General features: G+C 47.9%; 10 protein-coding genes and 2 pseudogenes. 10 read left to right on the top strand and 2 right to left on the bottom strand.

Annotated elements, in window-relative coordinates:
- Positions 1-193 precede the first annotated feature (193 nt).
- On the top strand, positions 194-439 hold the full coding sequence (locus WH37_RS04950) for an LPXTG cell wall anchor domain-containing protein (protein WP_046229471.1): 246 nt from the start codon (positions 194-196) through the stop codon (positions 437-439).
- Between the two features lie 19 nt (positions 440-458).
- Positions 459-1,140: pseudogene (locus WH37_RS04945) on the top strand (class B sortase).
- A gap of 227 nt (positions 1,141-1,367) precedes the next feature.
- Here WH37_RS04945 and WH37_RS35350 read toward each other — a convergent pair.
- Positions 1,368-1,537, bottom strand: a pseudogene (locus tag WH37_RS35350) (LLM class flavin-dependent oxidoreductase); the annotation flags it as partial.
- Positions 1,538-1,740: 203 nt separating this feature from the next.
- Positions 1,741-1,980 carry a hypothetical protein gene (locus tag WH37_RS04935; RefSeq protein WP_046229469.1) on the bottom strand — a complete coding sequence of 80 codons (240 nt, stop codon included), beginning with the start codon at positions 1,978-1,980 and terminating at the stop codon, positions 1,741-1,743.
- Positions 1,981-2,593: 613 nt separating this feature from the next.
- Between WH37_RS04935 and WH37_RS33355 the strand changes: the two genes are divergently transcribed.
- The 8 genes from WH37_RS33355 to WH37_RS04890 all read left to right on the top strand — a co-directional run bounded on the left by WH37_RS33355 (position 2,594) and on the right by WH37_RS04890 (position 14,231).
- A complete protein-coding gene (locus tag WH37_RS33355) occupies positions 2,594-3,196 on the top strand; it encodes a DUF2269 family protein (protein WP_052736811.1) in 603 nt (200 codons plus the stop codon).
- Between the two features lie 371 nt (positions 3,197-3,567).
- Entirely contained in the window at positions 3,568-5,112 is a 1,545-nt protein-coding gene (locus WH37_RS04920) for a gluconokinase (RefSeq protein ID WP_046229468.1), read from the top strand.
- The gene (locus tag WH37_RS04915; RefSeq protein WP_046229467.1) at positions 5,112-7,193 is read left to right on the top strand and encodes a beta-galactosidase; all 2,082 of its coding nucleotides are present in this window, start codon (positions 5,112-5,114) and stop codon (positions 7,191-7,193) included. The genes WH37_RS04920 and WH37_RS04915 overlap by 1 nt, the downstream gene beginning before the upstream one ends.
- Before the next feature lie 364 nt (positions 7,194-7,557).
- Complete coding sequence (locus tag WH37_RS04910; protein WP_046229466.1) at positions 7,558-8,865, top strand: extracellular solute-binding protein; 1,308 nt, start codon at positions 7,558-7,560, stop codon at positions 8,863-8,865.
- Between the two features lie 82 nt (positions 8,866-8,947).
- On the top strand, positions 8,948-9,832 hold the full coding sequence (locus WH37_RS04905; protein ID WP_046229465.1) for a carbohydrate ABC transporter permease: 885 nt from the start codon (positions 8,948-8,950) through the stop codon (positions 9,830-9,832).
- A 13-nt stretch (positions 9,833-9,845) separates the two neighbouring features.
- Positions 9,846-10,736, top strand: coding sequence for a carbohydrate ABC transporter permease (locus WH37_RS04900; RefSeq protein ID WP_231594127.1), 891 nt, complete (start codon positions 9,846-9,848; stop codon positions 10,734-10,736).
- Positions 10,737-10,839: 103 nt separating this feature from the next.
- On the top strand, positions 10,840-12,594 hold the full coding sequence (locus WH37_RS04895; RefSeq protein WP_046229464.1) for a cache domain-containing sensor histidine kinase: 1,755 nt from the start codon (positions 10,840-10,842) through the stop codon (positions 12,592-12,594).
- On the top strand, positions 12,591-14,231 hold the full coding sequence (locus WH37_RS04890; protein ID WP_046229463.1) for a response regulator: 1,641 nt from the start codon (positions 12,591-12,593) through the stop codon (positions 14,229-14,231). Before WH37_RS04895 ends, WH37_RS04890 begins: the two co-directional genes overlap by 4 nt.
- The last annotated feature ends 623 nt before the right edge of the window (positions 14,232-14,854 follow it).

Raw genomic sequence — 14,854 nt, 5'->3', positions numbered from 1 at the left:
ACCCGTGAGCCCCGGACCTGGACCCGTGAACCCCGGGCCTCCACCCGTGAACCCCGGGCCTGGACCCGTGAACCCCGGACCTGGACCCGCGAACCCCGGGCCTGGACCCGTGAACCCCGGACCTGGACCCGTGAACCCCGGACCTGGACCCGTGAACCCCGGGCCTGGACCCGCGAATCCCGGACCTGGACCCGTGAACCCCGGGCCTGGACCCGCGAACCCTGATCCCGACCAAGCTGACAATCCCGGGTCCGGCGTCGACAACGGAACCGGCGACAGCACCAACGGAGCCGGCAACGTCGACAACGAGCTGGACGATGTTCCAGAAACAGGGGATAACAGCGTACCGCCAGCCTTTTATATGGCTTTGGCGCTGATGTCTTTGATTACGATCGGACTCTGTCTGCTCGGCGGCAAGAAGAAAAAACACATCCAGTAACCGGAAAGGCGGTAAGAAAATGAGTAAAAAAAGAAAAATTCTTATCGCCGTTTCCTTGTTTCTGTTGGTGTTTTCTCTGGTCGCAGTTGCGAGAACTTTCCTACGGGATCATGTCGAAAGCAAGAAAATTGAAGAACTTACAAGAATTTTTGGGGGGGAGGTCGGACAAAGGTGGAGGGGAAGCAATCCCCTCCTCTTTGATCTCGAAGGCGCAAGAGCCGATCATGCTTCCCGAGTTTCGCGAGCTTTACGAGAGAAACCCGGACATCGTCGGTTGGCTGAAGGTTGATGGCACCCGAATTGAGTATCCGGTCATGCAGAATCCACAGGATGCGCAGTACTATATCAATCATGATTTCGATACAAAGAAAAACGAAAGCGGCCTCCCCTTTTTGGACGCGTACAGCCGGATCAACGGTTAGTTCCAGTTCAGTACGCTTTACGAAAAGGAAGAGTATGAGATTGTTGCCGTTATTCTGTCAAAAGTTTATCGCAAATCGGACGACGTTTTTAAATACTACCAGATTGAGAAGGTAAGAACGCCCGCCGAGTTCGATTCGTATGTTCAGAACATCAAAAAACTCGATCTTTACGACACGGGCGTAACAGCCCAGTATGGCGACAAGCTTATTGTACTGTCTACGTGTGAGTACTCGAACGAAAATGGTCGGTTGGCGGTGGTCGCCAAAAAGCGTAAATGACGATCTTGAAACACGGAGTCAAGCTGCTTCATATCGCGTTCTCCCTTGGAGGACGTGATTTTTTTTAACTAGGTTTAACTTTTTCTTTGAAAATTTTCAGGAGTAATTCATGATATGTTCCTAATCCAAGCACAATACATGTTGAGTTCGGTTCACTATTTCCTCCCCGTCTAGCAGCCGACGGTACGCTTTATATCGAAAGCGGTGGACAAAAGAATCCGATGGAGCAGCTTACTCACATCGTGACTGGCCTCGGCGACAGCTTGTTTATATAATTCAACTAACGGAGCAAATCTTTCCGGCATTCCGCCAATGATGCAAAGATGAGGGGCAATCCCAGCTTTCCTGCCCGAATCGCCGATTCCGGACGCCCTCCGGTTCCGATCCACACCGGAAGCATCAATCCAGGAAGCGCGTTGGCAAGCAAATTTTCGTTAAGAAACGCAACAAAGGCACCGATGAGCAGCGCAGTTAACATCGGCCCTCTCTTTATTCCACTTGCCTCTTGAACTCGTTTGTTCATCTTCTACCTCCCGAATATTCATTGCGTTCTGTCTTTTTGTAGTGTCTTGACACCGATTCGCCAGCCTGGCGCGCAGATTATCCTACACCATCACTTTCTAACAAGGAATAAAAATTATCGCGGTCTTCGTCATCGAATTTGCCAAGCGTCCGTACCCTGACAAATTCATGTCCGCCATTCATGTCGATTTCCTCGCCATACCTATTGTAGAGCGCGATCATATTGCCATCCCGATTCAACTCCATGTACCCGTAACATTTTCCTTCAGGCGCTTCATTGTAAAGGAGTATAAATCTGATTTTGTCTACTCTGTTCATGCAACTCTCCCTTTTCTGTCCTTTGTGTGTAGATCCCTTATCTCCCCAATGACCTAAAGAAAATTTTACGTGAAAAAGGATGAAATGGAAAAAGCGATATCCCTCTGCATACTCGGAAATTCATTCCTATTTCAAAAGGATAAAGGGGGATTCCACGTTATGTCGCTCATTTACACATTATCTCTTGACGAAATGAGGTTTGGCGATTATGATAACGTGCCGGTTAACTCAACAAAGTAAATTAATAAAAAGGCCGACTTTTCGAAGTGCCTCGGCACCGAATTATCAGCCTTTCGTGCGGATCATATTGAACCCTGCCATAAGAAAGGCAACAAATTTCGTTAATAGATACGTCCATTGCTACATCATTTTAACCAAATCCCGCATAGTCGGGTTAAATAAACCGAACAACCGAACAAGCGATTTATGGGCTACTCTAGTGCTTACGCTCTTACCCCATTCTGCAGCGATTAAATGACAAAGCTCCATTTGATGGGCAGATTGCTGGGGATGTGCCTGCCGCCGGGCCAGTTTAGAGAGGCTTCCCGCGTCAAATAGCGCGGAGCAAGCAACTCCGAGTATGAAATAAAAATACTGCTTAAGCGCCTTTTCTATGCGCAAACTGGCTGAGATGCTCGGTTATTCTCCGGCTACGTTGTATCTTTATTATCACGATAAGGATCACTTGCTTTTTAGCGTCGTCGACGATGCCTTTACTCGTTTTCGCACAGAATTGGCTCAAGCCGCGAGCAGCACCTCGGACCCGACGGAACGATTAGACCGAATCGGCGAAGCCTATGTTCAATTCGGGCTTACGCATTCGATTTATTATCAATTGATGTTCATGTGGAGGGTAGACTATTTAATTCAGGCGAAGCCAGGGGAAGAGACGCCTCGCATGGAAGCTTTCCAAGTATTGTTCGACTCGGTGGAGTATGCGCAGAGTAATAATACCGTCAAACCGGGATATTCAGTGTTTGCATGGAATTGGCTTGGGATTTCTTATGGACTGTTTATTTTATCCGGGGTAATTTGGATGATCGTGCTGCTTCCTTTACAAAACAAAATGATCAGGCAAGGCCAGCTTTCCTATGAGCAAAATACCATGACGAACAAGATTATTCTTGCTTCTCGCAATTGGAATTTTTATGGGATATTGGCGACCCTAACGCCGATTGCGTCCATGATTTTAATGGTTTGGAAGCCATGCATGTAAAATTTGAAATTTATGCTGACCGAAGATATTGCCGAATTCATCATTTCAGATACACTAGGAAGTAGCGGTAGATTGCTCTACGGAAAGACAGCGAACAATGGGAGGAAATAATAAAACAAGAAATATTTTTTACTAGTAGTACATCGTGCATGCAGCGATGTGCTTTTTTTGTGTTGAGTACAGGTATGCCAGCTTGCAAAGATATTTACGTATCGTACCCAAAATTATTCCATTCATGACAATGGTGCTTTTCGTTATAATCCAGTCTAACCGTTAATATCGGATAGGCAAGCAGATCAGGTGGCATATGAAACCTGAAGAGCTGTCTTGAGAAAGCTGCAGGATCTTGTACATGTAAAGGTGGGCTCAATTTGCGTGACAACGAAATTACAATAGGGTTGGATATTGGCACAACAAGCACGAAGGCTGTTGCCTTCGGCCCCCAAGGACACATACGCGGTATTCATTCAGAGGACTACCCACTCATTTACCCTCGTTCATCTTGGGTGGAGCAAGATCCTGAAATCTTGCTCGAAGCGGCTGTCACCGCCATTAGAGAGGTGATGCGTCGATCGGGAGCAGACGCGAATGAGCTAATCGGCATTGGCATTAGTTCGGCTATGCATTCTTTGATTGTTCTGGATCGTTCTAATACACCGATAACCAGAAGCATTATATGGGCAGATAATCGCAGCTCCGGGCAAGTGAAGCGATTAAAGGAAGAACTGGCAGGGAATCAGATTTACCTGCGCACCGGAACCCCTATGCACCCGATGTCTCCGTTGTCCAAAATTCTTTGGTTGAAGGAGGAAGATCCGGGATGCTACGAGCAGGCGGGCATGTTTCTTGGCATTAAGGAATACATTCTCTTCCGGCTATTTGGCCGATTCGTCATGGATTGCTCTCTTGCATCAGCTACAGGCTTGTTCAACCTGCGGGAATTTGACTGGGACCAAGAGGTGCTGGAGCTGCTGAACATTCGGGAGGAGCAGCTCCCTGCTCTCGTTCCGCCGACAGAAGTGTTGAGCGGATTGCCTCCTGTCTGGGCCGAGCGCATGGGCATAGGCGCAGATACCCCCTTTGTTATCGGAGCCGGCGATGGTGTTCTGGCCAACCTTGGTGTAGGTGCTATCGAACCTGGTGAGCTGGCCGTAACCATTGGGACAAGCGGCGCCATTCGCATGATGTCCGACACCCCGATAACAGATGCGTTGGGACGCACCTTCTGTTATGCATTGAACGAGCAGCACTGGGTTATCGGCGGGGCAACCAGCAACGGCGGAATCGTTCTCAGCTGGTTGCGGGAGAAGCTGGCATCAGCGGAATGGGAGGAGGCAGTTCGTCATGGCGCAGATATTTACGAGCTGATGATTAAGAGTGCTGCCAGTATTGCACCTGGCGCCGACGGTCTGCTGCTCTTACCTTTTCTCTCCGGCGAGCGAGCTCCTTACTGGAATGCTTCGGCGCGCGGCGTTTTCTTCGGCCTTAGCCTGCAGCACCAGCGGGAGCATCTAATTCGCGCCGGGTTAGAGGGTGTAATCTACAGCATTCTATCCGTTGGGGAGGCGCTGCAGGAGATTGCGGGGCCAGCTCGGGAAATTCGGGCATCTGGGGGCTTCGCCAAATCAGCGATATGGAGACAGATGCTGTCGGACATGCTGGGGCGAGAAGTGCTTGTTCCAGAAAGCTGCGAAGCCTCTGCACTGGGGGCCGCAATCTTAGCTATGCAAGCCCTGGGGCACATCTCATCTTTGAATGAAGCTAGAAGCTGGATTCATATTGTGAACCGTCATGAGCCGTGCCTTGACCGCCATGCTATCTATAGTGAGCTATTTGCAGTCTACACGCGGCTGTACGAGCGGCTTGAGCCGGAATTTAACCATATCTCACGTTTTAAAGAGAGGAATAGACATTAATGACTAAGAGCTTGAATACAACGCAGTTTCACTTGGGAGTATGTTACTATCCAGAGCATTGGGCGGAGGAGTTATGGGAGGACGACTACAGACGTATGAGGGAATGCGGCTTTACGATTATTCGCGTTGCCGAATTCGCGTGGTCGATTTTTGAGCCGTCAGAAGGAGAGTTCCACTTTGAGCTGTTCGACCGGGCTCTTGCGGCTGCGCACAAGCACGGCCTTAAGGTTATTTTGGGCACACCTACCGCAACGCCTCCTGCTTGGCTGACTACCAAGTATCCGGAGACACTTAATGCTGCTCAGAATGGCGTGCTGTACCAGCATGGCCAGCGAAGACATTTCAACTATAACTCTCCTGTTTATAGAAGGCTGGCAGCTCGTATTGCTCAACGAATGGCTGAGCATTACAAGGATCACCCTGCTGTAATCGGCTGGCAGATTGATAATGAGCTGAATTGTGAAATGAACGTGTTTTATTCGCAAGCCGATCATATTGCATTCCGAAGCTGGCTGCAGGAAAAGTACGGCACTTTGGAACAATTGAATCACGCTTGGGGGACGGTCTTCTGGAATCAGACCTACAGCGACTGGGAGCAGGTGCACCTGACTCGTCCGACGGTGTCCAATGCCCCTAACCCGCATCAATCACTAGACGAAAAGCGCTTTTTCTCAGATAGCGCGATTTCCTATTGCCGTTTACAGGCGGATATCATTAGGGATATTGTGCCAAGCTATCAGTGGGTCACGCATAACGGAATATTTGGTCATTTGGACAATCATAAGCTGACTCGGACAACACTTGATTTTATGTCCTATGATTCATATCCCAATATTAGCACCATTATGCCAGATCTCGGGGATCGTCCTCTGCTTGATCAAAAGTGGAGCTGGAATCTGAGCGTGGTACGCAGCATTTCACCTCATTTCTGTGTAATGGAGCAGCAATCGGGTGCATGCGGCTGGTTTACCCGGCTGGAAACCCCAGCCCCTCTGCCAGGTCAGATGCGGCTGTGGACGTATCAGTCCATAGCTCATGGAGCAGATATGCTGCTGTATTTCCGCTGGCGCACGGCATCCATCGGCACAGAAATGTACTGGCATGGCATCAACGACTATTCTAATCAGGAGAATCGTAAAGTGCGGGAGGCTGCTCTCGTTGGCAAGGAGCTGCAGCAGATTGGCAGCCAGATTGTGGGACAGCGTTACTTGGCTGAAGCAGCCATAATCAAGAGCTACGACAATGAATGGGATGGCGAGTTGGACAGCTGGCATGGGCCGCTGGAGAGGTACAGCTTACTGGAATGGTACAAAGCGTGCGTTCGCGCTCATATTCCAACCGATGCGCTATATATCGATGAGGAAACAACGCTGGAGCAGCTGAGCTCTTACAAGTTGCTGGTATATCCGCATGCGACGATCATTACGGCAACCCACGCCAAGCTGCTGGAAGCTTACGCAAGACAAGGTGGGACTGTCATATTCGGCTGCCGCAGCGGCTACAAGGATGAGAATGGCCACTGCCGCATGGAGCCATTGCCTGGCCCGCTTGCAGAGCTGTGCGGCATTGAAGTGGAGGATTTCACCCGTATAGGCCCACATCAAACAACGCCGGATATTCGCTGGGTGGTAGACAGCGGCACCGAGCTGTCCGTAAGAGCGCCAGAGTTTAATGACATTCTCCGCATCACATCAGAATCGGCGCAGAGCATCGGCCATTATAGTGGCGGAAGCTATTATGAGGGAAGTGTTGCGGCCGCTCGAAATACGCTCGGCAAAGGCGCCATTTATTATTTTGGCTCTGCATTCACTGAGACTGCGGCGGCGAAGCTGCTGGCATTGTCAGGGCTGTCCTCTCCGGCTGCAGCGTTAATGGAGCTGCCAGAACAGGTTGAGCTGCATCGAAGACAACGTCCAGGCAGTGAGCAAGATACTTGGTTTCTGCTCAACTATGCGCATAACAGCCAAACTGTCGTAATCCGACAACAGATGCGCGATCTGCTGTCGGGGAAGCTGCTGCAAGGCGCTGTGACCATGCGGCCATTCGATGTGCTCATATTAACAGCAGGAGGAGAAGGATAATGTCTAATAAGCAAATCAGGTGGTTATCCTCTTCTAAGAAGACGCAGTGGGAGACGTAGAAGGATCCCAAATAACAAGTGCCTCTGAATCAAAGGAGACTGACAGCCAGACTGTCATTCTGTCATTCTGATATACACAAACCGCAGGAGACGATGAATCGAAGGCTTTGGTTGCTGCTTCAATTGACTGCAACGATCAGCGCTTCTCCTGCGGGCTTCTGCCTGAATCATTCAACGCTATTATGATCGAATGACCAATATATTTACTGGTGCGCCTAAAGGAATTCCATTAAGCAGACGATGGTTTTTCTCTATAATAAATCCTGTAAGCTACTAGATTAGAACTTAAACAAGGGGGAAGCGGAATGAATCTTAGTAAGCGCTTTATTACATCTTTGCTGACAATTGGCTTAGGGGCTTCGCTTGTATTATCGGGATGCGGGAGTACAGGCGGCAATTCGGAGGCACCGGGCACGAACGGCAGCTCGGGAAATACAGCCAAGGACGGCGGCTCCTTAACGCTATGGATGTTTAATACGGATGATTATCTGAAGCCTGTAGCTGAAGAAATCGCCGAGGAAATGAATATTAAGCTGAATTATGAATTCATTAATCCAGAAACTTACAAAACGAAAATCAAGGTTGCCATCTCTGCTAACGAGCTGCCGGATGTGTTCGCTCAATATGCGGGCAAGTCGGAGAGAGAAAGCGTTCTTAATGCGAAGATGGCTGCCCCGCTCAACGACACACTGCAGAGCACAGGGCTGGAAAACAGCTTTAATGACGGAATGCTGATTAAAGAAGAAGATGGAAACATCTACTCGCTGCCTTATCGCCCTGATCAATCCTATCTGCTGGCTTACAATAAGAAGCTAATGAGCGAGCTGGGTGTAAAGGCTCCCACTACATGGGAAGAGCTCATGAATATCATCAAGGCTGCTAACGACAAAGGCATTGCGCCTATCGCGCTAGGCGGCAAAGACCGCTGGCCGGGTGAAATCATCTACAATATGCTCGTGCTGCGCGAGGATAAGGATGCCTATACGAAGGCTCAAAATGGTGAAATGAGCTTTGCAGACAAGCCGTTTGTAGATGCGGCTGACAAACTCATCGAGTTGGTCAAAGCCAATGCGTTCCAGTCGGGTTTTCTCGGCAACAGTGACTTGGAGGCGCGTGAGCTGTTCTATGGCGGTAAAGCTCTGATGATTATTAACGGGTCCTGGATCTTTTCCAAGGCGATCCCTGCTCTTGGCGATGACCTCGGCTACGTGAAATTCCCGAAGACAGGCGCAGAAGCGGATCCATTCTCGTCTAATATGGGCGAGAAAAGCACCGCTCCATATGGTCTGTACGTAAACGCTAAGTCTAAGCAGCTGGAGCTGTCGAAGGAATTCGCCGTTCGTTATTCGCTTAAGGTGAATGAATCGCTTGCCAAGCTTGGACAAGCCACCTATGCCCAAACCGAGGTGAAGCCCGAGGGAGTGGTTAATGAGGCTTATGCGCAATACTTGAAGGATTACAGCGAATATTCTTATATCCAAACATTCTGGGGCAATACTATACCGGCAGCCGTCAATGAGGAGAACCGGGATCTGAATCAAAAGCTCTATACCGGCTCCCTGCCATCAAGTGAATTTGTGCAGATGATGGACAAAATCATGAAACAACAATAATTAAGGGAAGGGGCACTGTAATTAATCTGTGCCTCTTCTTTTTCTTATAGTAAATCACAGCTAGTGTTAGGAGGAATCCCGCATGGAGAAGGCTCTATCGAACCGTTGGGTATTGGCATTGTTCCTGCTGCCCGGTTTGACCTTATTTTCTGTTTTCTTTTTGTATCCCGTCTGCCGAACTGTCTTCTTTAGTTTGCATGAGTGGGATGGCATACAGCCGATGAAATTTATCGGTCTCAGCAACTATGTCAAAATGTTTACCGACGATCCCAATTTCTATCCAGCTGTACAAAACGGCTTTGTCTTCGTGCTGTTCTCTCTGATCTTTCAGTTGCCTGCCGCCTTTATTCTGGCTATGCTCGTATCTCGTAAAATCAAGGGCAGCAAATGGTTTCGCAATGTGTATTTCTTCCCGGTCATTATGTCCACTACAATGGTGAGCTTGCTCTGGAGCAAAATATACGATCCTGCGATCGGACTGCTTAATGCTTTCCTGCGCTCGATTGGACTAGAATCAATGACTCAGCTGTGGCTGGGCGATACGAAGACCTCCTTGCTGTCAGTGGTTTTTGTTCTTGTCTGGCAATTTGTCGGTTATCACATGCTGATTATGTTTGCGGGCATTCAGAGCATACCTGACCATATCTATGAGGCCGCTCGATTGGATGGAGCAACGGGCTGGAAATCCGTTCGACACATTACGCTCCCGCTTCTGTCCGACGTGCTTAAGGTGGATGTTGTATTGGCGGTTGTCGGCTCGTTGAAGGTGTTCGAGCAAGTCTATGTCATGACCGGGGGCGGTCCTGACAACAGCTCAACCGTTATTGCTGTGCGGATGTTCCAGGAGGCTTTCCTTAAGATGAACTTTGGTTATGGCAGTACACTGGCTGTTTATTTGGTCGTACAATGTCTGCTAATCTCCTGGGTGATCAATAAGCTGATGTCGAGAAATACAGTGTATTCGTAGAGGAGTGGCACCAATGCAAAAACAATTAGCAAGCAATCACCCCGTACACCTTCCTGAACAGTCATCAAAAATGTTCAGTCCAAAAAGCTTGAAGAAAACAGGGCTTTATACATTTATGTCTTTTATCGGCCTGCTTCAGCTCATTCCTCTGGTGTGGCTGGTGCTTATCTCATTCAAGAACAATGCGGAAATTCAGAGCAATTCCGCATTCAGCCTGCCCGAGACCTGGCAAATTCAGAACTATGTGGACGCCTGGGTCCAGGGCGAGATCGGCGATTATTTCTTCAATAGCGTACTTGTAACAACCGTGACCGTAATTGTTGTCCTGCTGTTAGGGTCCATGATGGCTTATGCATTGACTCGAATGAGATTCAGATGGAGCGGAGTGCTGTCCATCATCATTTTGTCAGGGGTTATGGTTCCCGTTCATGCTACGCTCGTCCCGTTATTTACGCTGCTAAGAGACCTTGGCTTGTTGAAATCTCAGCTAGCGATTATTTTGCCGTATATAACCGTTAATATTCCCATTGCTATTTTCATATTGTCCAGTTTTCTGCGGGGGCTGCCCAAGGAGCTGGAGGAAGCAGCCTTCATTGATGGATATGGCGTTATCCGCGCCTTCTTCCATGTAGTTCTGCCATTGCTGAGACCTGCTCTTGCATCCGTAGGAATCTTTATTTTTCTCAACGTATGGAACGAACTGCTGATGGCCGTAACTTTTATTCAGAAATCCTCACTCCGTACCCTGCCTCTAGGGCTCATGAACTTCAGCGGCGAATACAGCGTAGAGTGGGGACCGTTATGTGCGGCGATGTTTATTTCAACGATTCCATTAATCATTATCTATTTATTTTTTAGCGAGCAGCTGGAAAAAAGTTTCACCGCCGGCTCAATCCTGAAATAAGACTCTCGCGCAGGCTGGCTGTTATAATGGGGAAGATTCTCTAGCATCCAAAGAGTCAGCTGACGGAGGGATATTCGTGAATGGGATTAGAAGGCTACAGAATATGGGGATTCGCAGCAAGATGCTGATCATCAATTTGTTGGTTATCTTCCCCAGCATTCTGCTGTTGACCATAACGCTGTATCATATGACGAAGCAGCAAGCGGTAGAAAGAGCTGCGAGCAGCTCTCAATACAAGGTGTCGCTTATTGCCAATACGATTAGCACATTATTTAACGATATTGAGAACTATTCCAAGCTCGCCATTGTGAACAAAACCTATCAATCCGTTCTGACAAGCAGGAGTATGGCCGAGTGGCATGAAATTGAAAATATCCAGCTGCTGTACGCTAGTCTTAATTCGTTGGTGGAGTCCAATCCGTATATTAATTCCGTTATTATTCAATCCGTTAAAAATAACAAGCTTTACTACTCCGAGAACTTGACCGATGTAATGGAAAATATAGCCGACCTGTACCCGAGGGAGCAAATGATAGCAGCTGCGGGTTCGCCTGTCTGGAGCGAAACCTTTGAAAGTCCGTTTCTTGTTAACGCCGAAAAAATCAATGTAATGGCGGTTGGCAGACGGATAATTGATATAAATGACGGAAGGACCACCGGATTTATATTCATCAATATCGACGAGCGGATGCTGTCCCAATTGTATGGTCGGGACGAGGCGCATATGGACAGCAAAATGATGATCACCAATGCTGCCGGAACTATTATCTCCGCTAATGATCCGAAGCTGCTGTACAAATCAGTAAATGAGGAGATCTATGCTGATGAAGGGCGATTGATCATCTCATCGATAGCGATGGAGCAGAACGATTGGAAGATTGTATATGCCGTTCCTACTCAAACTCTTATGAAGGATCAATGGAAAATTACTTTGTTCATTATTGGATTTGGCGTTGCAGGAATGCTTATTGCATTTACTCTTTCGGCTGTATTTTCCCGCTGGATCACCAGACCGATCATTCAGTTGAGCCGAACGATAAAGGCAGTAGGCGAAGGCAATCTGAATGCGCGAGCTGTTGTATCGAATAATGATGAGATTGGCAGAGTGGCTCACAAATTTAATGAAATGATCGGGCAAATTCAAGACTTGCTGCAAACGATCAATGAGGAGGGGCGCCAAAAAAGACTGCTTGGACTGCGGCTGCTGTACTCCCAAATCAAGCCCCACTTTATGTACAATACGCTCGAAATGGTCAGATCGATGGCGCTGATGGTTAAGGCTCGCGATGTCAGCAAAGTAGTCAAGGCAATGGGAGATTTCTATCGAACCTCGCTTAATAACGGGCAAGAGCTAATTCTGGTCTCTCAGGAGCGGAAGCATCTGGAAAGCTACCTATATATTCAGAAGGTCCGTTACAGCTACATTGATTATCGCATTGAAATGGAAGAAGCAATTGAGAACTGCTGGATTGCCAATATGCTGCTGCAGCCGCTGGTTGAAAATGCGATCCAGCATGGTCTGAGAGACAAGCAGAAAGGCGCTCTTTGCTCTATAACAGGGAGAAAGGCGGAGGAAAACGGCAAGCAGTTTCTTATTTTCACAGTCAGAGATAACGGGCGTGGCATGAGCGCAGACCAGTTGCGCCGTATTTGGCAAGGCAAGGAGAAATACCGGGAATATCAGGATCTGGATAGCTTTGGCATTAGCAGCGTGCAAGAACGGATTCTTCTGCTCTACGGAGAGGAGTATGGGCTCTCCATAACCTCCACCCTCGGAGAAGGCGTTCAAGCGGAATTGCGGGTTCCACTTGCGGTCAGCAGAGGGGAGCTCGAGGAAAGGGGAGTGTCCCAGCTATGAACAAAAATCCATATCAAGTTCTGATTGTAGATGATGAATATTATTTTCGACAGCTGCTCTTGCAAATCATCGATTGGGAGATGCTGGGCTTCTGCATTAAGGATGAGGCCGAGAACGGGACGCAAGCGCTCGAGCTCGCTCGGCAGGAGAACTATGATCTAATTATTGCCGACATTAATATGCCAGGCATGTCTGGTCTAGACTTTGTCCAGGCGCTGCGATCCGAATATATAAATACCAAAATCATCTTTATTACAAGTTATGATATTTTTGAGTATGCCCGTGCTGCTATAAGCTTTGGCGCTTCCTATTATCTACTTAAACCTATTGACGAGGATGAGTTGACCAATGCGCTTGCTGTTGTACGTGACGAGCTCTGCGAGGAAAATGAGTTTTCGCGATCGCTGGGAGAATTAAAGCAGCAGCTTGATGAGACCAAGCCCATACTGAAGGACCACTTTATTAGGCAATTCCTGCTGCATGAGCAGTCTGTCAGTCCAGAAACGCTGAGCGAACAAGCCCGCTATTATGGACTTAAACTTGAGTTCTCTTCCTATGCGGTCATTATCGTGGAGCTCGACGAGTTGAATACCCGCTTTGCCAAGGAACAGGAGCGGCAGCTTTGGCGGTTTGCAGTTCAAAATATTGTACAGGAAACGCTGGGATCTGCAGGCGTCGATTGCACGTTTATTAATGTGGAAAAGAATCAGCTCGCCGTTTTGGCCAGTCTGTCTGAACATAGTGATACCACGCTTTTTGACTTATGCGAGCAGTCTCGTATTTTTATCGATCAGAAAATGCATCTATTCGTCACATTTGCGCTGGGACAAAGTTATGAGAGCATTAGCCAAGTTTACTTGTCTTATTCGGAGGCTCTGTACTTGCTTAGATATAAGTTCACACAAGGCGGCAATCAGGTCATTGCTTATATCCAGGATCATATGGGAGCGGAGGATGCTGTCTTCTCGCTTCCGATCGATCGCTCTGAGTGGTTGACTGCGCTCCGCCAGAAACAGCAGGATACCGTTACCGAGCTCATTCGACGTGCTTGCGATCATCTAATGGAGAGCAGGGCAAGCAAGGAGATAGCCCAGTTCGTACTGATGGAGTGTGTATCGCTAGGCAGCGCAGCTATTCTTGAACGGGGAGGTTCTCTTCCTCCGGACTGGCTAACGGAAAGACATCCACTCTTCCGACAAATGCATATTTTGGAGACGGTAGCCGCCTTGCAGCAATGGCTAGAGACATTTTTTCGAGAAATGGTGTTTGTTGAAATAGAAAAACAGCTTCCTCGTAGTAAAAATTCGGATATCGTGACCAAGGCGGTAGATTACGTAACCGCGAACTATTCCAACGAGAATGTCAATCTGCAGGAGGCTGCACGCAGCCTGGCGGTCAATCCGAGCTATCTGAGTCATATTTTCAAAAAAGAGAAGGGACAATCCTTTACCGAATACCTGACCAATATTCGTCTGGATAAAGCCATTGAGCTGCTGAATGGTGTATCCTCCGACGGATTGATGTCATTGAAGGTTGTTGATGTGTCCATGAAGGTAGGATATACCGACCCCTACTATTTCAGCAAATGCTTCAAGAAGAAGTTTGGTATTGTGCCTAGCAAAACGATAAGGGGATAGAGTTTTATGTATTAGAGAGATTTGATTGGTATGAGGAAGAGGAGGATTTTATTAGTGATTATGAAGATAACTATAGAGAAGACATAGAAGAGCAGATGCAGATGGATGACTTTAATGAGGTTGCTCCTCGCTTAATGCAAAAATTAAATATAGCAGCAATTGCGGTTGTATTCTCATATATGAAAGAGCTTGGAGGACAGCGACAAGAATAGATGGGATCTAAAGCAGCCTGTAAGGCTTGAAAAGCCAGCGTTACCCAACTTGTGTTCCGCAAGAGGTTGGATTTAAGAATGTGAAGCCTTATGCGGGGAGTTGGAGCGATTGGAGTTCGTATAGCGGGAATATAATATGCAACTTGAAGTATATCGCCCATGTGGCGATGTACTTCTTTACGTTTTGCTCAGTGGTGTCGAAGTCAACATGCGCTTCCTAAACGCGCTTTCATGATGCTTCGGACCGAGCGCTTGTTTGTATGTTTCTTAATGCATCGGACAGGCTCTCGCTTGTCGCTCTCCTTCACTCTCTATGCACATAAAAAGGGCCGGCAGTCCAACTAAAATGTACCCTATAAGATGGACACTTTAAAAAAGGTCATCTTGTAGGGTCTTTTTTTGTGTACAATA

Origin of the sequence: Paenibacillus algorifonticola (assembly GCF_000971975.1) — a bacterium.
Classification (GTDB): Bacteria; Bacillota; Bacilli; order Paenibacillales; family Paenibacillaceae; genus Pristimantibacillus; species Pristimantibacillus algorifonticola.
The sequence above is the reverse complement of the archived record's forward strand: the minus strand, read 5'-3'. Positions and strand labels throughout refer to the sequence as shown.